Annotated in this window: 17 protein-coding genes; 15 read left to right on the forward strand and 2 right to left on the reverse strand. The window is 61.3% G+C overall.

Annotation, left to right across the window (positions count from 1 at the left end; translation table 11 throughout):
• The first annotated feature begins 187 nt into the window (after positions 1–187).
• Positions 188–1,744: a coiled-coil domain-containing protein gene (locus KSY82_RS08980; RefSeq protein ID WP_217750970.1), complete on the forward strand. Its 1,557-nt coding sequence runs from the start codon at positions 188–190 to the stop codon at positions 1,742–1,744.
• 201 nt (positions 1,745–1,945) lie between these two features.
• Here the strand turns inward: KSY82_RS08980 and KSY82_RS08985 are convergent, their stop codons facing one another.
• Positions 1,946–3,649, reverse strand: coding sequence for an OPT/YSL family transporter (locus KSY82_RS08985; protein WP_217750971.1), 1,704 nt, complete (start codon positions 3,647–3,649; stop codon positions 1,946–1,948).
• Positions 3,650–3,841: 192 nt separating this feature from the next.
• Between KSY82_RS08985 and KSY82_RS08990 the strand changes: the two genes are divergently transcribed.
• From KSY82_RS08990 to KSY82_RS09040, 11 genes are all read left to right on the forward strand, one after another.
• Positions 3,842–4,693 (forward strand): type III pantothenate kinase, encoded by an 852-nt coding sequence (locus KSY82_RS08990; RefSeq protein ID WP_217750972.1) that lies wholly within the window; start codon positions 3,842–3,844, stop codon positions 4,691–4,693.
• 82 nt (positions 4,694–4,775) lie between these two features.
• The gene (locus KSY82_RS08995) at positions 4,776–5,300 is read left to right on the forward strand and encodes a deoxycytidylate deaminase (RefSeq protein WP_089572276.1); all 525 of its coding nucleotides are present in this window, start codon (positions 4,776–4,778) and stop codon (positions 5,298–5,300) included.
• 170 nt (positions 5,301–5,470) lie between these two features.
• Positions 5,471–5,749: a NifU family protein gene (locus KSY82_RS09000; RefSeq protein WP_217750973.1), complete on the forward strand. Its 279-nt coding sequence runs from the start codon at positions 5,471–5,473 to the stop codon at positions 5,747–5,749.
• 108 nt (positions 5,750–5,857) lie between these two features.
• Positions 5,858–6,679, forward strand: a complete 822-nt coding sequence (gene lgt / locus KSY82_RS09005) for a prolipoprotein diacylglyceryl transferase (RefSeq protein ID WP_217750974.1) — start codon at positions 5,858–5,860, stop codon at positions 6,677–6,679.
• Positions 6,680–6,759: 80 nt separating this feature from the next.
• Positions 6,760–8,943 carry a DUF6020 family protein gene (locus KSY82_RS09010; protein ID WP_368042055.1) on the forward strand — a complete coding sequence of 728 codons (2,184 nt, stop codon included), beginning with the start codon at positions 6,760–6,762 and terminating at the stop codon, positions 8,941–8,943.
• 169 nt (positions 8,944–9,112) lie between these two features.
• Positions 9,113–9,919 (forward strand): YebC/PmpR family DNA-binding transcriptional regulator, encoded by an 807-nt coding sequence (locus KSY82_RS09015; protein ID WP_117584122.1) that lies wholly within the window; start codon positions 9,113–9,115, stop codon positions 9,917–9,919.
• A 165-nt stretch (positions 9,920–10,084) separates the two neighbouring features.
• Positions 10,085–10,630 carry an Asp23/Gls24 family envelope stress response protein gene (locus tag KSY82_RS09020; protein WP_217750975.1) on the forward strand — a complete coding sequence of 182 codons (546 nt, stop codon included), beginning with the start codon at positions 10,085–10,087 and terminating at the stop codon, positions 10,628–10,630.
• Complete coding sequence (locus tag KSY82_RS09025; RefSeq protein WP_368042056.1) at positions 10,623–11,000, forward strand: DUF2273 domain-containing protein; 378 nt, start codon at positions 10,623–10,625, stop codon at positions 10,998–11,000. The genes KSY82_RS09020 and KSY82_RS09025 overlap by 8 nt, the downstream gene beginning before the upstream one ends.
• Positions 11,001–11,044: 44 nt before the next feature.
• Positions 11,045–11,569 carry an Asp23/Gls24 family envelope stress response protein gene (locus tag KSY82_RS09030; protein WP_217750976.1) on the forward strand — a complete coding sequence of 175 codons (525 nt, stop codon included), beginning with the start codon at positions 11,045–11,047 and terminating at the stop codon, positions 11,567–11,569.
• A gap of 207 nt (positions 11,570–11,776) precedes the next feature.
• Complete coding sequence (locus tag KSY82_RS09035) at positions 11,777–12,799, forward strand: YitT family protein (protein WP_217750977.1); 1,023 nt, start codon at positions 11,777–11,779, stop codon at positions 12,797–12,799.
• A 150-nt stretch (positions 12,800–12,949) separates the two neighbouring features.
• Positions 12,950–14,260, forward strand: coding sequence for a DUF4013 domain-containing protein (locus KSY82_RS09040; RefSeq protein ID WP_217750978.1), 1,311 nt, complete (start codon positions 12,950–12,952; stop codon positions 14,258–14,260).
• Between the two features lie 140 nt (positions 14,261–14,400).
• On the opposite strand, the gene KSY82_RS09045 is transcribed toward KSY82_RS09040, so the two are convergent.
• Positions 14,401–15,864, reverse strand: a complete 1,464-nt coding sequence (locus KSY82_RS09045) for a M20 family metallopeptidase (RefSeq protein ID WP_217750979.1) — start codon at positions 15,862–15,864, stop codon at positions 14,401–14,403.
• Positions 15,865–16,032: 168 nt separating this feature from the next.
• Between KSY82_RS09045 and KSY82_RS09050 the strand changes: the two genes are divergently transcribed.
• From KSY82_RS09050 to groL, 3 genes are all read left to right on the forward strand, one after another.
• A complete protein-coding gene (locus tag KSY82_RS09050) occupies positions 16,033–17,670 on the forward strand; it encodes an amidohydrolase (RefSeq protein WP_254881791.1) in 1,638 nt (545 codons plus the stop codon).
• 919 nt (positions 17,671–18,589) lie between these two features.
• A complete protein-coding gene (gene groES, locus KSY82_RS09055; RefSeq protein WP_022094351.1) occupies positions 18,590–18,883 on the forward strand; it encodes a co-chaperone GroES in 294 nt (97 codons plus the stop codon).
• A gap of 96 nt (positions 18,884–18,979) precedes the next feature.
• The gene (gene groL / locus KSY82_RS09060; RefSeq protein ID WP_217750980.1) at positions 18,980–20,617 is read left to right on the forward strand and encodes a chaperonin GroEL; all 1,638 of its coding nucleotides are present in this window, start codon (positions 18,980–18,982) and stop codon (positions 20,615–20,617) included.
• The last annotated feature ends 174 nt before the right edge of the window (positions 20,618–20,791 follow it).

Consider the following 20,791-nt stretch of genomic DNA (forward strand, 5'->3'; position numbering starts at 1 on the left):
AAACGGAATAGACGGACCGGCCGTCCGGCTGAGTCTGGGAAGAGGTGCCGGGCGGCGGGCGGAGCATGGCCACCGGACCCATCGAAACACATCTCCACCGTTCCATCAACTGGGAAAACGGCGCCCCCGGACCCCAGGAGGGGCCGCGGGGGCGTTCGGCTAGCTGCGGGAATGGCCTATTTGCTCAATGTGTTCGGCTGAGATCGGAAATCAACCCAACATCATCGATGCCGCTGCGGAAGCCATCGGTATTGCAACCGGTAGCGGAAAGAATACCGATTCCGAGGTAACCGTATTCGATTACAGCGCTGATGACACTCAGGCCGATTTCACGGTCTCCGAGTTCAAGAAGCTCCTGAACGACTATATCGATTCTGCTTATAGCGCCGGCGGCACCCAGGCGCAAAAGCAACAGCTCAAGGAGCTTCAGAGCAAGCTTACCGAAGCACAGAAAAAGTTTGGAACTGCTAGCGCTGCCTATAACGCTGCACTCAACAAGCAGTATGACGCTCAAGAGGCCTTTAAAGCTGCCGACACGAGCATGAATACTGCCAAGGGCGAGTACGAGAGCGCTCAGGCTGCCACTGCAACCGCCAAGGGTGCCTATGATGCTGCCAAGAGCGAGCTCGATGCTTCTGGTATTGACATTGACGCTCTTCAGCAGAACCTCAATACTGCTAAGGCCGAGGCTGCCACTGCGCAGACTGCTCTCGACAAGGCCAACGCGACGCTCGCCGATTGCCAGACGAACGCCTCTAAGGCGTCGACTCGTAAACTGAATGCTCAGAGCGCCTACGACGCCGCCAAGGTAAAGTCCGATCAGGCCAACGAGGCGTATGACAACGCTACCGCTTCGGTCAAGGACCTTGCCGCCAAGTGCGATGCCGCCAAGACGGATCTTGCGAACAAGCAGGGCACGCTTAACGATGCCAAGAAGGCCGACGACACTGCCCAGGCTGGCGTTGACAAGGCTCAGGCCGCAGATGTGCACGCCGCGACCGCTCTTTCGGGCGCCAAGCAGGCAGTTGCCGCCAAGACGCAGACCCTGTCCGACGCACAGGCGAAGGCCAAGGCTGCCGAGGGCGAACTGGCCGGCGCAAACAAGGCCTTCGAGCGCTTCGCTGGAGCCCAGAAGGCGGTCGACGACGCCAAGGCCGCCTATGACGCCGCCGTCGCCGGTGTCGCCGATGCCCAGAAGCAGCTCGAGGCCGCCAACGAAGCCGTCGTCGATGCGACCTTCGAGATCGTCGAGGCCAAGGCCGAGCTTGCCAACGACGAGGCGCTCAAGGCCGATCTTGAGGCTGTCGACCACAAGGCATCCCTTGCCGCGGGCACGACGGGCAACGAGAAGCTGGTCAAGCTGAACGCTGCCTACGCTCGCTATAAGGCCGCCGTCGATGCCGCCGCTGGCCTCAAGGCTGCTCTGAGCGATGCCGATGCCAAGCTGTCCGATGCCAACGACGCCTATGCCGCCGCGCTGGCTGAGCTTGGCGATGCCAAGGATGCCCTGGCTGCCGCGCAGGCCGAGTACGACAAGTATCATCCCAAGGCTGAGCCGCAGGCCAAGCCTCAGGTTGCACAGGCTGCTGCAAAGGCTCCTGTCGCCAAGAAGAAGGCCACGTCGGCCGCGCTCGCCCAGACTGGCGATGACTCCGCTCTTGCGGGCGAGGTGTTCGTCATCGGCGGTATCACTCTTGTGGCCGCTGGTGTGACGCTGAGCGATCGTCGTCGCAAGCAGATGTAGCGTTTCGAGCGTAGTTTCTGCAACGAACTTCGGTTCATAGCAGGAGCGCTTCGATGGCTTAACCGATAAGACCGGCGCGCTGTCATACGCAGCGCGCTGGCCTATCTTTGTTTCGATATCAAAAAGCCCGGTCGGTAGCCGCGAAAGCTACCGACCGGGCAAATCGTAGGCAATATGGTTGCTGTCGAGCAGCTGCTCGACTTAGCCCAGCAGGCTCAGACCCACGGAGACAAACGCCAGGATAACGCCGACGATGGACTCGCCGCCGAGCAGGCCGCTGGCGACAACCAGGCCCTGTTCCTGGAAGGCGGCGTCCTTGGCAGCCCTCTCCTCGTCAGAAAGACCAGCGGTGGCATCGCGGTGGGCGGACCACTTGTCGTAGGCGAGCTTGACGCAGGAGCCCAGGAATGCCGTGAGTGACATGTAGAACGGCAGGTACACGCCCAGGCCGATCATCATGGCCGGAATGCCGAGCCAGTACATGACGATGCCGGCGATAAAGCCGCCAACGAACCACGGCACGCTCGGGATGCCCGAGACCATGGTGGCGACGACGCTTGCCTGCGCGGCAACGAAGCTCTTGTCGGGGCCAAAGGCGTCCGGACCATAGGCAGTGACGAGCGCGACCATGACGGCGGCAGCGACCAGGGCGCCCACGATGCCGCCGATGGCCTGGCCGATCCACTGCGCACGCGGGTTGGTGCCCAGCACGGCGCCGGCCTTAAAGTCGTTCATGACGTCGCCCGCAAGGCCGCACGCCACGGCCACGATGCCGGCGATGAAGAACAGCTTGACCTGCGCGAGCTGCGCGAAGGCAGCCACGATGAGCATGACGATGAGGCCAAAGATCTCCATGGGGTCGATACCCGTCTGGCCGCAGCTCTGCGCGCTCATGATGGTGGTGACAAAGGTGAACAGCGTGACGATGACGGCTGGAACGGGGCCAAGATCGAGTACGATGGCAACGATCACGGCGATGGCGGCAGCGCCCAGGCCGATGATACCGGCGTCGAGCTTAAGGGAGCCCGAGATGAGCGACTGCTCGTCGGTGTCGGTGGAGCTGTCGGCGGCGAGGCCGCGGACGATACCGGCGACCTGCGGCAGGATGTCCTTGAGGACGACGGCGACGCCAAAGCCCATCATGAGGCCCATACCCAGGGACTTAACAATGCCCTGTGCGGTCATAACGTCAAACAGACCGGCAGCGGTGCCGCCGACAATGATGCCAAAGTTGCCCAGCAGCGCGCCGGCAAACCAGAACGCGACGGGGGCGAAGCCCACCAAAAAGCCGATGGACAGCAACATGGGCGAGTTGTAGATGGCAAAGGTCACGCCGGGGATATTGAGCGTGCACAGCATGCTGGGAACCACGCCCAGGGCGTCGCGCAGCACGCTGTATATGCCGGCGATGGCCATGGAGCCAAAGAGCTGCTTGCCGGTCTTGCCGCCGGCCTCGGTAGCACGCAGGGTTTGAGCTGCGGCGTTGCCGGTGGGGAACTCAAGCGCGGCGTCCACGATAAAGTGACGGTGGATGAGTGCTGTCGCCAGAAGGCCCAAGATGGTGCCGGCGAGTGCCACGATAAACATGTCGAGCCAGCTGATCTGGTCGGCATAGCCCAGCATCCAGGCGCCCGGGATGGTAAACGCCAGACCGCCGGCGACCATGGCGCCTGCGGACATGATGGTGTGGGTGACGTTTGCCTCGTTGAGGCTGGCGTTGCCCATGAGCTTAAGGAAGAACAGCGAAATGACGGCAGCGAAAATGATCGGCCAGGGGAGCGCACCCATCTTGAGGGCGGTATAGGCCGAGCTTGCCGTGATGATCACGCAGCCAAGGACGCCGATGACGACGCCGCGCAGCGTGAGTTGCCCGCGCATCGAAGCGCGGTTCGAGGGATTGCTCATATAAAACTCCTTTGCGTATATCCGCTTCCCCCGGGAGCGCCGTTACGGATACGGCGCGGGAAGTCGGGTTACCAAGGGCCGCCGCGTGAGCTCGCAAACGACCGCGCACCAGTATAGCCGTAAGCTAGTCATTTTGGGATGACTGGTTTAGGTAGGCGATATACTGCTGGGCAGACGAAAGGAGCGCCGACGATGCTTAATGGGTGCGCATATATATTGACGGTCGACGTGGGCAACACGTTCATTCGCTTTGGCCTGTTTGCCGAGGATTCGGCCGCGGCGCAGGAATGTCCGCTTGCGACGTGCGAGATCACCACGCCATCGAGCATCACAGCAGACGAGGCGCGCATGCGTCTCGTGCAGGTCATGGCCGCACTGGCGGCCGATGCGGGCATGCCGGGTGCGCTTGTGCCCGCGGCTGCTGTGTTGAGCTGCGTGGTCCCGGCGCTCGAGCGCCCGTGGAAGGTAGCGCTTTCCCGTACCTGCACGGGGCGCGTGCTCACCGTGGGGCCGGGACTTAAGACCGGCATGCCCGTGCACTACGACGATCCGGCCGAGATCGGTCCCGACCGCATCGCCGACGCCGTGGCGGCCCGCGCCGTCTACGGCTCGCCCTGCATCGTGATTGACCTGGGCACGACGACCAATATCGAGGTCATCGACGCGCACGGCACCTTTGTCGGCGGCGTTATCGCGCCGGGTCTGGCACTTGGCGCCCGCTCGCTTTCGGCGGCGGCAGCGCGTCTACCCCAGGTTGAGCCCTCGGCACCCACACATGTGATCGGCCGCAACACGCGCGAGGCCATGCGCTCGGGCGTGGTTTTGGGCGAGGTGGCTCGCATCGACGGCATGCTCGACATGGTGCTCGCCGAGATGCGAGCGACCAAGGCGGCGGGGGAGGGCGATGTGCCCATCGTCATTACCGGCGACGATGCCAAGGCGCTTGCGGCGCTGGTCGGCCATAGCCTGACGGTCGATGACGCGTTGACGCTGCGGGGTCTCGCCGAGCTCTACCACATCAACCAAAAGCCCCGCCGCGCGTAGGGCGAGGGGCTGGCGGGATAAGCGCCCCCACCTTTCACCTGCTACAATGGGTCAAACTATTGCGATTTCGGAGGTGTCTGCCATGTCGGACGATCTTCATCAAACTGCGTCGGGCAAGCGCCGCGACGTTATTAGCTGGGACGAGTTCTTTATGAGCGTGGCCATCGCCGCGCAGCGCCGCAGCAAGGATCCCAATACGCAGGTGGGCGCGTGCATCGCCAGCACCAACCACCGTATCCTTTCGGTGGGCTACAACGGTACGCCCTCGGCACTCAACGACGACTTTTTCCCGTGGGGCACGAGCGACGACCCGTTGCAGGATAAGCACAACTACGTGGTGCATGCCGAGGCCAACGCCGTGCTCAACTACCGCGGCTCGCTCAAGGACCTTGAGGGTTCCACGGTCTACGTCACGCTGTTTCCGTGCCACGACTGCGCCAAGATCCTGGCGCAGGTGGGCGTGGGCGAGGTCGTCTACCTGGACAATAAGTATGCCGACACCGATGACGGTCGTATCAGCCGCCGCATTCTCGACTCTTGCGGCATCAGCTACCGCCAGGTTATCGTCGATGTCCAGATTGGTACCGGGGGACAGGCTCAGCAGTAGCGCGTGCCAACGCCAGCTGGCGGCAAAACAGCCAAAAGAGTCCCGTCCCAAATTGACTACTCGTGAAAGTCGCGTCTGCGCGCATGGACGGCTCGTGAGCGGGTACATGGCTGTAGTAACATAGCTTCTGTCCGCGGGCGCGCCCGCGTTATTGTGAGAAAGGAGCCCCTGTGGCTGTTAACGAAGAGCTGCTTAAGAAGGTTCTTGAAGAGATTCGCCCCAACCTGCAGGCCGATGGCGGCGATATGGAGTATGTGGGCGTCGACGACGAGGGCGTCGTCAAGCTGGAGCTGCAGGGCGCCTGCGCCGGCTGCCCCATGAGCTCACTGACCCTGTCTATGGGCATCGAGCGTATCCTGAAGGAGCATGTGCCCGGCGTTACCCGCGTCGAGCAGGTCAATGTTTCCGGCGAGGCCGAGGACCTGTACGACGAGTACGCGCCGTTCTAAGATGCGAAAGCTGCGGACGGTACGCTCCGCATAGACGTTACGCCCAGATATGCGGCTGCGAGCGCAAGGCCCGCGGCCACATTTGTATGTAGGGAGCAGGGGATCGATATGCTCAACGACCTCTACCACATGCTTGATCCCGTCGCGATCTCGGCGGGCCCCATCACCATCTACTGGTACGGCCTGGCCTACGTGGTCGGCGCTCTGCTCACGGCGGTCGTTATGTACCGCACGCAGCGTCGTTGGGGCTTCGACATTACGATTGATGACCTGACGAGCGTCGTGGTCGGCGCGGTCTTTGGCCTCATCATCGGCGCGCGCCTGTTCTACGTCGTCTTTTACGGCGATGGCTACTATTGGGCCCACCCGCTCGAAATCTTTGCCACCAACGAGGGAGGCATGAGCTTCCACGGCGGCCTGGTGGGCGGCATCTTGGGCGGCATCATCGTGTGCCGCATGTATAAGCTCGACGCCTGGACTATCGCCGACCTTGCCGTCATCGGTGCTCCGCTGGCGCTGTGCCTGGGCCGTTGTGCCAATTTCGTCAACGGCGAGCTGTGGGGTAAGCCGACCGATCTGCCTTGGGGTGTTGTCTTTGGCGGCACCGCGGGCGATATGCCGCGTCACCCCTCCCAGCTCTACGAGGCATTTCTTGAGGGCATCGTGCTCTTTTGCATTCTGCAGGTGCTCAGCCGCAAAAAGCCGCTGCTGCCCCAGGGCACGTTTGTGGGCGTGTTCGTGATGGGGTACGGCATCGTCCGCTTTCTCGTTGAGTTCGTGCGCGTGCCCGATGCCCAGCTGGGCTATCTGCTGGGCGGCGTCATCACCATGGGCCAGCTGCTGAGTCTGCCGCTTGTGATCGCCGGCCTAGCGCTCATCATCTTCGCCCGACACCGCAATCAGCCCCAGCGCGTCTACCTGGACGCCTAACCAAGACCACCACAAAGGGGACAGGCACCTTTGTGGTGGTCTTGCCGAGTTTGATAGGTTTCTAGAAAGGCTTTCGGACTGTGAAGGATTCCGACCTCTCCACAACGGCTGCGCGCGACGCTGCCCGCATCGTCTGGTTTAAGCGCTACCCCGCCAAGCAGACACTCATCGCATTTTTGCTCGCGCTGTTGGCGACCACGGCGTTTTCCATCGATCCCGCCCCGGTGTCGAGCAACGCAGTCTTGGCGATTGACCCCAAGGCTTCGGGCATGCTGTACGTGTGCTACGAGGTGCTCCTCTCGTTTGCCGGCCATACCGACGCGGTCATGCTGCTTGCGCTTGCCTGCCTGCTCACGCTGCCGTTTCGCTACGTATCCTTTGGCCGCGGCGACGCCTGGCGTCCCTCGGTGATCCTTCCGTCGCTGTTCTTTGCCGTCTGCATGGTGTTTGGCCGCAGCTACGACCTCACCGATTCGGCCGAGATCGTGCTCGGCGACAAGGCGCGCATCATCTGCGCCTGGATAGGCGGTGCGGGCTGGATGCTCTTGGCGGTCGTTGCCTTCTACCTTGCCTTTGAGTGTCTAGATTGGCTGAGCTCTCGGCGCATTCCGTTTTCCGAAGCGCACTTTGGCCGCGTATGGCGTGTGGCTCACGCCGTGCTCTCGGTCCATCCCTTTGCCGGGCCCTTCCTGGTGCTTATGGTCGCCTGGGCGCCCACGCTCATCGCTTCGCTGCCCGGCCTTTTTATGGGGGATACGGGTGCGCAGATTCGCCAGTGGTTCAACTACCCCAACGGTACGAGTGACTACCTGCGTCTGCTCAATCCCAACGTGTTGCTCAACGGGCATCATCCGGTCGTGCACACGGCTATCATCGGTTCGTGCGTCCAACTGGGGCTTTCACTGTTCAACAGCGCCAACGCAGGTCTTGTCATCTACACCTGCGCTCAGTTCGTCATTACGGCCGCCTGCATGGCCTATTCCATCTCGTCGTTGCGCAAGCTGGGCGTGAGCCTGCCGGTCCGCGGCGTGATCTTGCTGTTCTTTGTGTTTATGCCCATGTTCTCCAACTACGCGGCCCTGCTTACCAAAGATGTGCTGTTTGCCGATGCGTTTTTGGTTTTGCTGGTGCAGACCGTCAAGCTTGTGGCCTGTGGCCTGCCTCGTCGCGATGCGAATGTCGAGCGTGTGGGTGAGCCCGAGCCCGCGCTTTTTGCGCGTCACGACTGGCTGTTGCTTGCCCTGGGCGCCATGGGGTCGACGTTTTTGCGTAACGGCGGGCTGGTGTTTGTGCTGGCGGCATGCGTGATCGCGGCGGCGTTTTGCGCTTGGGACGTGCATGCGGATCTCCGTGCGGCCAAGCAGACGGGTACTGCACCCTCGATTCGCGTGCCGCGCTTGCGCTGGGTTGGCATCCTGGCGGTGCTTGCGCTCTGTCTTGTTTCCAACATGTACTTCACCAAGGTCTTTATGCCGGCGCACGACATTACGCCTAGCTCCAAGCGCGAGGTACTCTCGATTCCGTTCCAGCAGACGGCGCGCTTCGTCCAAAAGCACGACGGCCTTAATTCAGGCGTCAATCCTACGGTTAAAGAGGACGGCACCATCGTGGAAGCTCCCTGCGACGGTTTGGTGACCGAAGAGGAGCGTGCCGTGATCGATCGTGTACTCAAGTACGAAAACCTGGGCCGCCGGTACAACCCCGACAAGTCCGATGCCGTCAAGAACTGCTTTAACGAATATGCCTCGCAGGAGGACATCGCCGCCTATTTTGAGGTTTGGGCCCAGATGTTCAAAAAGGACCCCGAGTGCTATATCTCGGCGCTTATCAATAACTACTATGGCTACTTTTATCCGAGCGCCCGTGACGTATGGGTCTACAGCACGGCGCGCAGTGCCGAGATCATGGCTCGCCCCGACAATCTCAAGTACTTCGATTTCCATCCTCTCGATAGCAAGGTCGTGCGGTGGTGTGACCATCTGATCAACCTGTATCGCGTGGCGGTTCAACGCATCCCGTTTATCTCGCTTACCATGAGCTCTGCAACCTACGTGTGGATCATGATTGGCGTGGTGGTCTACCTGTTGCGTCGTCATTCGTGGAGGGCGCTTGCCATTTGGGTGCCGCTTTTGGGCGTGCTCGCCGTGTGCCTGATCGGTCCTTGCAACGGCTCCACCTACATGCGCTACCTGTACCCGGTTATCGCCTGCATGCCCTTTGCGATCGGCGCCACCATAGCCCGCAGCGAGCTTCTGTGGAACTAGCCAAACTGGTGCAAAGGGGACAGGTTGCTTTGCGTAGAAGGGTTGCGTCATCACGACGCCTTCATTTTGGGGTTTATCTCGCAGGCCAGTAGGTATATCATAACGACGTTTGTTTATATTGCCCGAGCATCTGCGCTGGGCTTTAGGTCGAAACCGATAGGAGACACGTATGTCCGGACACTCTAAGTGGGCCACAACCAAGCATCGTAAGGGCGCGCAGGACGCCAAGCGTTCCGCCCTCTTCTCCAAGCTGAGCCGCAACATCACCGTTGCTGCCCGTCTCGGCGGCGACCCGCTGCCCGAGAACAACGCCAGCCTCGCCGCTGCCGTTGCTAAGGCCAAGGCTCAGTCCATGCCCAAGGACAAGATCAAGTCCGCTATCGACAAGGCCTTCGGTTCGGGTGCCGACGCCGCCGTCTACGAGAACATCGTGTACGAGGGCTACGGTCCCGCCGGTGTTGCCGTCTACGTTGACTGCCTGACCGATAACCGCAACCGCACCGCTGCCGACGTCCGTTCTGCCTTCTCCCACGCTGGTGGCAACCTGGGTACCTCCGGTTCCGTTGCCTTCCAGTTTGAGCGCAAGGGCCAGATCGTCGTCGCCAAGGAGATCCTGGACGAGAACGCCAAGAAGGAGACCATGATCGCCAACGGTGCCGCCGGTGACGAGGATGAGTTCATGATGGCCATCGCCGAGGCCGGTGGCGAGGACTACGAGGACGCCGGCGAGGAGTGGATCGTCTGGACTGCTGCCAACGAGGTCATGGCTGTCTCCAAGGCGCTCGAGGAGCAGGGCGTCCAGGTCAAGGGCTCCGAGACCACCATGGTCCCGACCACCCCGACCGAGGTCTCCGGTGCCGATGCCAAGAAGGTTCAGCGCCTCATCGACCGTCTTGAGGAGCTCGACGACGTCCAGGACGTCTACAGCACCATGGACATGACCGACGAGGTCATCGCTGCCCTCGAGGAGGAGTAGCGCCCGCACGGGTTAAGCCGTGCATATCTGGGCATAATGAAGCGAGCATGCAAGCCTCGTGGAATAGATGAGCCGGATCCGCGTGCGTACAGCACCGGACCCGGCTCTTTTATAATGATGCGAATCGTTTTGCATTTCGAGAGCCGAGATTTGAAGGGAGCGCGCGTGCGCGTACTCAAACGAGCCCTAGCGATCGTGTATCTTGCCGCCGCCATCGTGGCGCTGGGTACGCTTGTCTGCCAGTTCTGGGGACCGTATACGTATCGCTTTATGCTGCTGTTGCGTGACACCATGCCTCGCGTCATCGTTACGGTGTGTGCCGCCATCGTGGCACTTGGCGTACTGCTGAGCTTTTTACGCCTGATGTTCGCGCGTCGCGAGCCGTCCTGCGTGCATCCGGCGGGGGAGCGCAATATCGAGGTCACGCTCGCAGCGCTTTCCTCGTGCGCCCGTGCCGCGGCGGAGTGCGATGATCGCGTGATGGTTGAGCATATCGAGGCACGCGTTCAAGGCTCCGACGAGTCGCGCGTTCGTTTTAAGGTCGAGGCCATCGCACTCGACGATAAGGACGTTGCCGCTCTTGCCACCTCGATGCAGCAGCGCATCGAGAAGGCCTGCGACACCATGCTCGGCACGCCGGGCACGACCGCGCGCGTCCGTTTTTTGCCGTCCAAGACTACCGTCCAGACCGTGGAGGTTTCCGGTGAGTGATACCAACCAAGACAAGACCGCCCGCACGCCGCGCCTGACGATCGACCAGAACGCTACGCCGGCAGGCGAGTCCGCCGACGCCAAGACCGAGGCCGGCGAGCAGCACGACAGCGCCGCCAACGACTTTGACGAGGCCATGGGTCTCATCAAAGGTACGGGCGCTGCTATCTGGAGCTACGCCGTGCGCCATCCCAACACTACGCTCGGCGCCTTGGCAGGCTTTATCCTCGCCGTGCTGGTACTTACGTTGGGCCTGTGGGACACGCTCGTCATCGCATTCTTTGTGCTGATCGGCGCCGTGATCGGCCAGATCCGCGACGGCGAGAACGGTATCGTCAACTTCTTCGGCCGTCTGTTTAGCGGCCGCTAATATGTATTCGACTGTCGCATCCGCGGCAGGCATAAGGAGGAACCATGGCTTTTAACACGAAGGTCGATGTGGCCGATACCGAGCTCGAGGCGAATGAGACCGTTGTCGATGCCGGGGACGTGACGCTCGAGGACGAGGCGCTCGTTGAGGCCGAGTCCGATGCGGACGAGGACAACGAGGAGATGGACGAGGAGGCGGACGAGTCCGAGGACTCGCTGACCTATTCCAACGGCGTGATCGAGAAGATCGTCGCCATGGCCACCCGCGAGGTGCCGCACGTTCTGGGCATGAAGGGTAACCTTATGCACTTTGTGCAGGAACAGTTTGGTGCCGAGAACCTGACCAAGGGCGTGACGGTCGAAGTCACCGATGACAACCGCGTGGTCGTCAACATTTCCGTCATTATCGAGTACGGTGCTTATGCGCCCGCAATCTTCGACGACGTCAAGGAACGCGTCACCGAGCGTCTGGCCGCAATGACCGGCCTTGAGGTGGCAGGCGTCAATCTGCGCATCGAGGATGTCATCACCCCCGAGGAGTACGAGCACCGCACCAGCCAGCACGAGTAACCTACCAAAAAGGGACAGGTTTGTTTTGGCAGGTTTTATCTGCGGAAACGTCAAACGGCCGGTCGCACGGATGTATGTGCGGCCGGCCGTTATTTGTATGCCCCCGATGCAGGCATACCGCTCGTCTAACTAAGGGTTGCAATCGTCGCGTTCCGCGTTACCCTAATGGGCGCATTGTTTCCAAATTGTTAACGAGGGGTTGCCGTAATGGCCGACGAACACGAGACCGAAAGCAAGGCATGGGCGATTGAAGCCGCTGCGGCAGAGGCGGCATCGCGTGCTGCCGAGGAGGTACATCGTCCTCCCGTGGTGCCGATGGAGCGCGTTGTCGGTCGCGAGGATATCGAACGTGGCGAGCGCGCCGGCCGCAAGCGCAGCCAGGAGCCAGGCTTTCCGCGCTTTTTTGCCGAGCTCAACCTGGGCCTGATCCTCACGGCCTTTGCCATCGTGGCCTTTAAAACCCCCAATCACTTTGCCTTCGGCGGCACCTCGGGCGTGTCGGTCATTCTTTCCACGCTGTTCCCGACTCTGCCCGTCGGCGTCTTTATGTGGATTATCAACGCGGTCTTGGTCATCCTGGGTTTTATCTTTTTGGAGCGCAAGGCAATCCTTTGGAGCGTCTTTGCCTCGTTTGCGCTTTCGGCCTACGTCTCGCTGTTTGAGCTCTTCATTCCGACGGATGTTTCGATGACGGGCGATATGTGGCTCGACCTGTGTTTTGCCGTCATCTTGCCGGCGCTGGGCAGTGCCATTGTCTTTGACATTGGCGCCTCGACGGGCGGCACCGACATCCTTGCCATGATCCTCAAGCGTCGCACGACGCTTGAGATCGGCCGTGCCCTGTTGCTGGTCGATATCGGCATCGTGACCATCGCGGCCTTTTTGTATGGCCCGCGCGTCGGCCTGTACTGCGTGCTTGGCCTGTTTGCCAAGACGCTCGTCGTCGATAAGGCCATCGAGAGCATCCACCTGCGCAAGGTCTGTACGATTATTTGCGCCGAACCGCGCAAAGTCGAGGAGTTTATCGTCAAGCATCTCAACCGCACGGCAACGATCAGCCGCGGTTACGGTGCCTTCTCGGGCAAGTGCGTCACGGTGATCATGAGCGTGCTGAGCCGTCGCGAGGCAGTGCAACTGCGCCGCTATACCCGCGAGATTGACCCCGACGCCTTCATCACCATCGTCGATAGCTCCGAAATCGTCGGCAAGGGCTTCCGCGGTACGAACTAGTCCGGCCGTACCCTTCGAATCATTGAATAAAGCCGGCTGCGTTGCAAATCGGTCATCTTGGAGTATTTGTCCCCACATTGGGCGATAATGATGCCAAAGACATCGTTTGCGATCCAGGTGATTCGCTCTAGATACGAAGGGATGATTTCGATGTTCTGTTCGCAGTGTGGCGCCCCCATGGGCGATAACGACAAGTTCTGCGGCGCGTGTGGCGCTCCTAATGCCGGTGCTGCAACCTCTGCTCCTCAGGGGCAGTCTCAACCTCAGCAGTTTGTTCCTCAGCCTAACGTGAACGTGCCCAAGGGCTGTGTAGCTCAGGCGTTTGAAGACATGACCAAGACGCCGGGCGTGCTGCAGCGCGTGTGCCAGATTGCCTTTTTGCCGGCGCTCATCTGTGTCGTGTCGGTGCTCGTGCTCTTCATTCCCGTTATCGGCGGTATCGCGGCTGCCTTCGGCTTTTTGGCTGCCTGTGTGGCAAGCGCGTGCGGTTCTGGCTTTGGCATCGAATGGGGTCGCGACCTGTCGCTCAAGGTCGATGACGGCATGGATCGTCCGTTGATGCGTTCCACGTCGTTTGGCCTTGGCGTCTTTTCGGGCGTTATTTCGAGCGTGCTCAAGGTTATCGCGGCTATTCCCGTTATTGGTGTAGCGCTTTCGCTGGTGGAGAGCGTGGTAATTGGTGCCGCGGGTGCGTACTCTTATTGCGGCTCCTATGCGCTTGAGGCCGCTCTGTTTGGCTCGCTGGGCCTGTTTGTTCTGGCTATGATTGCCACGGCGGTCCTGGGTGTCTTCTTTACTATGTTCGCCGACATTGCCGTGATGCACTTTGCGGTGACCGGTCGCGTCGAGAGCGCGTTTTCGCTCGATAAGGTCTGGGCGGCGTTTAAGCACAACAAGACCAAGCTGTTCTGTGCTTCGTTCCTTCCCGAGTTTTTGACGGGCCTGGTCGCCAACGTTGTCACATGGATCTTGACGGTCGTCTTTGGCGCCATTGCCTCTGTCGGTATGTATAGCTACTACTATCGTCCTACGGGTATTGAGGCAATTGTTACCGGCGGTGGCGTCACGCTCGCGCTGTTCTTGGTGCTGGTCGCTTTTGTCACCGTATTTCTTACGGTCTTTGGCAAGATACTCAAGCACCGTGCCGTTGGCTATTGGGCCGCACGCTATGCAAGCGAGTGGGCCGATGAGGATAAGGACGACGTCCTGACTTTTGTGTTGCCCTTCGAGAAGAAGTCCGCTCCTTCGGGTTACGGTGCTCCGGATGCTTCGCCGGCACCTGCACCCGCTCCCGCGACCGAGCCTGAGCCGGCGCCCGAGTCTGAACCGGCGCCCGAGCCTGAGACGGCATCTGAGCCCGAGCCCGAGCCTGCGCCTGAGCCTGAGCCTGAGCCTGAGCCGGCACCTGCACCTGAGTCGGCGTTCGAGCCAAGCTCCGACGAGGAACCTCAGGACGAGTAGCCACGCCGCCTGCTATTTGGGGACGGGGTAGAAATGGTAGAAATAGCGCTTGAAGAATGAGCGGGGGCGGACGTGTCGAAACGTCCGCCCCCGCTTTGACATCGCGATGTGGCTATGACTGCGAGATGCCAGCGAATCGATTACCCGTCGTGCTTCTCCTCACGGCGTGCAGCAGCGCGTGCGTCGTGGATGCCCTTGATCGCGGCATGGCGAGCCGTTCGGGCATCATGGATGGCGTCGCGAGCCTCGGCGGTCGTCGCCTTGGCAGAGCGCAACTTGGCGGCCAGATCGGGGTTGGTTTCGGCGACCGCGGTAATCGCGGGGCCGTCGAGCTCCTCTTGCGTGGGCTCGGCCAAAAAGTCGATAGCATACTGGGCGGCCACCATGGAGCCCTTTGCCAGCACGGTCTCGTCGATCTTGTAGAAGCAGGAATGTTGGGCGTACGTGGCGCCAATCTTGGGGTTGCGCGTACCTACAAAGGCGAGCACGCCCGGTACGCGACGCAGGTACTCCGAAAAATCCTCGCCCGAAAGCGTGCCGCGATAATGGCCTTGGCCGGCGGGGCCCAGACACTTAATTACAGCCTGACGGCAGCGCTCGCTCGAGGCCGCGTCGTTTTCGACCTTGTAGTTGGCGATGGTGTAGTCGGTGAGCTCTGCCTCGGCGCCCAAGGCGGCCGCGGTATGCTCCACGATGCGGCGCATGAGCTCCGGCATTTCCTCGTGGGTCGAATCGCCGTAGGTGCGCACCGTGCCGGCGAGGTAGGCCGTGCCGGCGATAACGTTGCGTGCGGTGCCGCCGTGCAGCTCGCCGACGGTGATGACAGCCGGCTCGTAGGGGCTGATCTCGCGCGAGACGATGGTCTGCAGGGCGTTGACGATCTCTGCGGCCACCATAACGGCGTCGTGACCGCGCTGGGGCATGGCGCCGTGGCACGAGGTGCCGCGTACGTCGATACGGAACCAGTCGGTATTGGCCATGCGCGGTCCGGGCTCGCAGCTCACGGTGCCGGCGTCGACCTCGCTCCAGATGTGCGCGGCGTAGGCGCCATCGACGCCGTCGAGCACACCCGTGCCAATCATGAGTTTGGCGCCCTGTCCGTTTTCCTCGCTGGGCTGGAATACGATGCGAATCTCGCCGTGGATGTCATCGGTCATGTGGCGCAGAATCTGCAACGTGCCGAGCATCATGGCGATATGGCAGTCGTGACCGCAGGCGTGCATGCAGCCCTCATTGACGCTGGCGAACTCCTCGCCGGTCTGCTCAGTGACGGGCAGGGCGTCGATATCGGCGCGCAGCAGGATGCGGCGGCGCGGCGTGCCGTCCTCGCGGTAGGCATCCGGCGCGGTGCCGCGAAGCGTCGCCACCAGGCCCGTCTTGAGCGGACGCTCGTAGGGGATATTCATGGCGTCGAGCTGGTTGGCGATGTCGGAAGTCGTGCGCTCCTCGGCAAGGCTCAACTCCGGGTGCTTATGGAAGTGCCGGCGCTGCTTGATGATGTAGGGTTCAAACTCGGCGGCGATATCCTGGATGGCCGCGGTGACGTCGTCTGCCGCGCGAACCTCGGTTGCCGCCATAATTTGCTGTGCCTTGGTCTTCGTCATGGTCGATTTGCTCCTTGCTGGGTTGATCGCAAAATCGTACAGGCTTTCTCCAGTATGCCACCTGCCGCTAGGGCTGGTAAAGTTGCCGTTTGCCGCTTGGGGTTTTGTTACAAGGGCGGGGGAGTACACTCGGGGGTGTTGAATTACCTGCCAGAGATGGGGATGCCCATGCGACATATCGATCGGATTATTCGCTCCAAGAACGTCTTTACCGCGCAAGACGGCATCGATACCGCCCGCGAGTTGGCGATCGCCATCGCGGGCGATCGCATCGTCGCTGTCGGCGCGCCCGATGACGTGATTGCCGCCGCACCTGCCGCCACGCCGGTGGTCGATTACGGCGAGCAGTTTGTCTGCCCCGGTTTCCATGACGCTCATCTGCACTTCTTCCATACCTCGGTCGCTTCCTCGCCGTATATGCTCATGGATATGGGCACGTCCGAGGCGGCACTGGTGCAGCATGCGCTCGAGTTTTCCCAGGGCCTGCCCGACGACGCCTGGGTCGTGACCCAGGGCTGGCGCGATTACCGCTGGGATCCGCCCGAGCATCCTACCAAGGCCTCCCTCGACGCCGCCTTCCCCGGTCGCCCCTGTGTTATGTATTCGGGCGATGGGCATACGCTGTGGCTCAACAGCCGCGCACTCGAAGCCCTCGGCGTGACGCGTGACAGCGAGCCTCCGGCGGGTGGCAGTTACGACAAAGACTCAAACGGTGAGCTTACGGGTATTGCCCACGAGGCAGCTGCTATGCAGCTGCTGCCGCGCTGCCTTGAGTGGCTGGGCGAAGATCGTATCGCAAGCGCTTACGCCGATCAAATGAGGCGCATGGCCGAGCAGGGCATCACCTCAATCTGCGATATGTCGCTCATGCCCATGCCGGGCTGCGACTTTATTCGCGACGATGTTTACGACAGGCTGCAGGCCGCCGGCAAGCTGGGCATCCGCGCCCATCTGTTTCCCACGCTGCTGGATGACCAATCGCGCTTGGAAGAACTCCAGACCCGCTACGCAAACAACGCGCTGCTCTCGGCGCCAGGATTTAAACAGTTCTTCGACGGCGTGTCGAGCGAGCATACCGCATACCTCACTGAGCCCTATACTAACCCGCGCTTCCCGGGTGACCAGGGGCGCCTGACGGTTCCTGTCGAGCGCATGCGCAAGTTGGTTCTGGCGGCAGCCGAGCGCGGCCACACCGTGCGCATCCACGTTATCGGCGACGGTGCCATCCATGCCGCACTCGATATCTTTGAGGAGGCGGCAGAGCTCTACGGCCTGCCCCAGCACGGTCATAATACGCTTGAGCATTTGGAGAATCTGCTGCCTCAGGACATCGATCGTCTGCGCAAGCTCAACGTCATTGCCTCGAGCCAGCCTTGCCACATCACGCTCGACCCGGGTGGCCCGGAGCGCGACCTGGGCCTGGAACGCAGCCGCATCATGTGGCCGTTTGCGACCTATAAGCAGCGCGGCATCCGCCAAGCTTTTGGTACCGACAGCCCCATCACGGCCGTTACCAGCATGAACGTGCTCTACACGGCTATTACGCGCCAAGACCCTCGCAGCCACTGGCCCGAGGGCGGCTGGCTCCCCAGCGAGCGCATCGATGCGGCAACGGCCCTGCGCAACTACACGCTTGGTAGCGCGTACGCAGCGGGCGACGAGCAAAACCTCGGCAGCCTAGAGCCCGGCAAATACGCCGACTTGGTAGTCCTGGACCAAAACCCGCTCACCATTGACCCTCAAGACCTCCAGGCCACCAAGGTTCAGGCCACCTACCTGGCGGGCAACTTGATTTACGAGCGCTAATATTCATGTCGTACCGTTAAACGCGGCTCGTGCAGCCTATTTTGGGATGGCGCTCGAGCCGCGTTTGTTTGCCAATGGGGGTCCGCTAGGAGCGTCCCCGCTCTGCTGGATTTGGGCGCGGGGCGGAGGCGCCGCTGCCCCGCGCTCAATTCGGACATCAGCAATGCTGTTTCTTGGTGTTTTGCATACTTCCCATTACAGATTGCATAAAAAGGCTGGGATGTTCTTCCTGATCCTGATGTACCCCCGCCCGTGCCGTGCAAAAAACGGAGTATTCAGCACCGCGAGCTCTGCCGGTGCCGCTGCAGTCGGGTGGCATTGCGGAGATCGACGTCATTTTGGGGTCCGACGTGGCGCGAGGCATGCTTGTTTGTCTCGACGAGGCCCGTCTGCCGACCCAAATCGCCGGCCGAAGGCTACCGTGGGACTAATTAGATGCGCCCGGTGCGTATGCATTTGTCCCGGCCTGCTGAAAACTCCCAAAAATGCACAGTGCTCCCCAGGGGACCCGTGCGCGCAACGAAAACCATGCCCATGTCGCTATCCGCATCGCCATTTTGCTGCACTAACTTTTCTGGATGCCGGGCTCGAATTAGTTAACCTGCCTCCCGTGTGGCTCCGGAGGGGCGGGGCATAAGGTTTATCGCGAGTTCCGCACGAGCCGAAGGCCACTTAATGTGGCCTTCGTGCGAGCAGGACTGCCCGAGCAGGAAACCTTATGCCCCGCCCCTCCGGAGCCACACGGGAGCCACCGCTAAGTTATCCCCCGGCATTCAGAAAATCTAAGTGCCAAAAAATAAGATTTTTTGACTCCGTGTTGTATAACCCGCCATTCGTGGGTACCATTCAACGCGTACGCAAACAAAAAAGGGTTAATTCGCGTGGTATAACCGCGCGGCCCAAAAAGGAGGAGACAAGCATGTCGTCTTTGAAGCCGCTTGCAGATCGTGTTCTGGTCAAGCCCGACGAGGCCGAGCAGAAGACCGCTTCTGGTCTGTATATCGCCAGCAACGCTCAGGAGAAGCCGCAGCGCGGCACCATCGTTGCCGTTGGCGCCGGCAAGGTCAACGACAAGGGTGAGCGCATCCCCATGGACGTCAAGGTTGGCGACGTTGTCATCTACGGTAAGTTCGGTGGCAACGAGGTCAAGGTCGACGGCGAGAAGTATCTGCTCATGCGCGCCGACGACATCTACGCTGTCGTCGAGGCCTAGTCTCGTCAGAATCTCTGATTCGTCTTTGAACGCGCCCGCCGCATGGGACTCGGAAGCGGCGACGCGAGTCACATTTCTTTTGGAGGATTACCTACCATGGCAAAGAACATTGCGTTCAACACCGATGCCCGCGCTAAGCTTGCCAAGGGCGTCAACACTCTGGCCGACGCCGTTACCGTCACCATGGGCCCCAAGGGTCGCTACGTTGCGCTGCAGCGCACGTTCGGTGCCCCGACCATCACCAACGACGGCGTTTCCGTCGCCAAGGAGATCGAGCTCGAGGACAACATCGAGAACATGGGCGCTCAGCTGGTGAAGGAGGTTGCCACCAAGACCAACGACACCGTGGGTGACGGCACCACCACCGCAACCCTGCTCGCTCAGGCTATTGTCAACGACGGTCTGCGCAACGTTGCTGCTGGCGCTAACCCGCTGGCCATCCGTCGCGGCATCGACAAGGCCGTCAACGCCGCCGTCGCCGAGATGAAGAAGCAGGCCAAGCCGGTCGAGACCAAGGAACAGATTGCTTCCGTCGGTACCATCTCTGCCGGTGACCCCGAGGTCGGCGAGAAGATCGCCGAGGCCATGGAGGTCGTGGGCAAGGACGGCGTCATCACCGTCGAGGATTCCCAGACGTTCGACATCACCATCGACACCGTCGAGGGCATGCAGTTCGACAAGGGCTATGTTTCCGCTTACTTTGTCACGGACAACGACCGCATGGAGGCCGTGATGAAGGATCCGTACATCCTCATCACCGACCAGAAGATCTCCAGCGTTCAGGACATCATGCCCGTTCTCGAGGCTGTCCAGCGCGCTGGCCGTGGCCTGCTCATCATCGCTGAGGACATCGACGGCGAGGCTCTGCCTACCCTGGTCCTCAACAAGATCCGTGGCGCCCTCAACGTCTGCGCCGTCAAGGCTCCGGGCTACGGCGATCGCCGCAAGCGCATCCTCGAGGACATCGCCGTCCTCACCGGTGGCCAGGCCGCTCTGGACGAGCTGGGCGTGAAGGTCGCTGACATCACCGCCGATATGCTCGGTACTGCTAAGTCCGTCACCATCTCCAAGGACAACACCGTCGTCGTCGGCGGCGCTGGCTCCAAGGAGGCCATCGACGCCCGCATCGCTCAGATCAAGGGTGAGATGGAGAACACCACCTCTGACTTCGACCGTGAGAAGCTCCAGGAGCGCCTGGCAAAGCTCTCCGGTGGCGTTGCCGTTATCAAGGTCGGCGCTGCTACCGAGTCCGAGCTCAAGGAGATCAAGCACCGCGTCGAGGATGCCCTGCAGGCTACCCGCGCTGCTGTCGAGGAGGGCATCGTCGCCGGCGGTGGCGTCGCCTTCATGGACGCTGCTCCTGCGCTCGACGCTGTCGAGATCGACGACCCCGAGGAGAAGATCGGCGTCGACATCGTCAAGAAGGCTCTGACCGCTCCGGTCGCCACCATCGCCAAGAACGCTGGCTTTGAGGGCGCTGTCGTGGTCGACAAGGTTGCCGAGCTGCCCGCTGGTCAGGGTCTCAACTCTGCCAACGGCGAGTGGGGCGACATGATCGAGATGGGCGTCCTCGACCCCGTCAAGGTCAGCCGCGTCACCCTGCAGAACGCTGCTTCTGTCGCCAGCCTGATTCTCATCACCGAGGCTACCGTCTCCGATGTGCCCAAGAACACTCAGCTTGAGGACGCTATCGCTGCTGCCACCGCTGGTCAGCAGGGCGGCGGTATGTACTAAGGCCGACAAGGTCTAGAACTCCCACCGGGAATCCGGGGGCGTGACGGGGTTTCTCTCCGGAACGTCCTCGGACATGCAAAGAGGCTCCGCATCGCGCTTCGCGCTGCGGAGCCTCTTTGCGTCCTGACGCTCCTATTTGGCAAGGTGTTTTTTAGAATCCATTTTGCGCTCGGC

The organism is Collinsella aerofaciens (assembly GCF_019131995.1).
GTDB lineage: Bacteria > Actinomycetota > Coriobacteriia > Coriobacteriales > Coriobacteriaceae > Collinsella > Collinsella aerofaciens_S.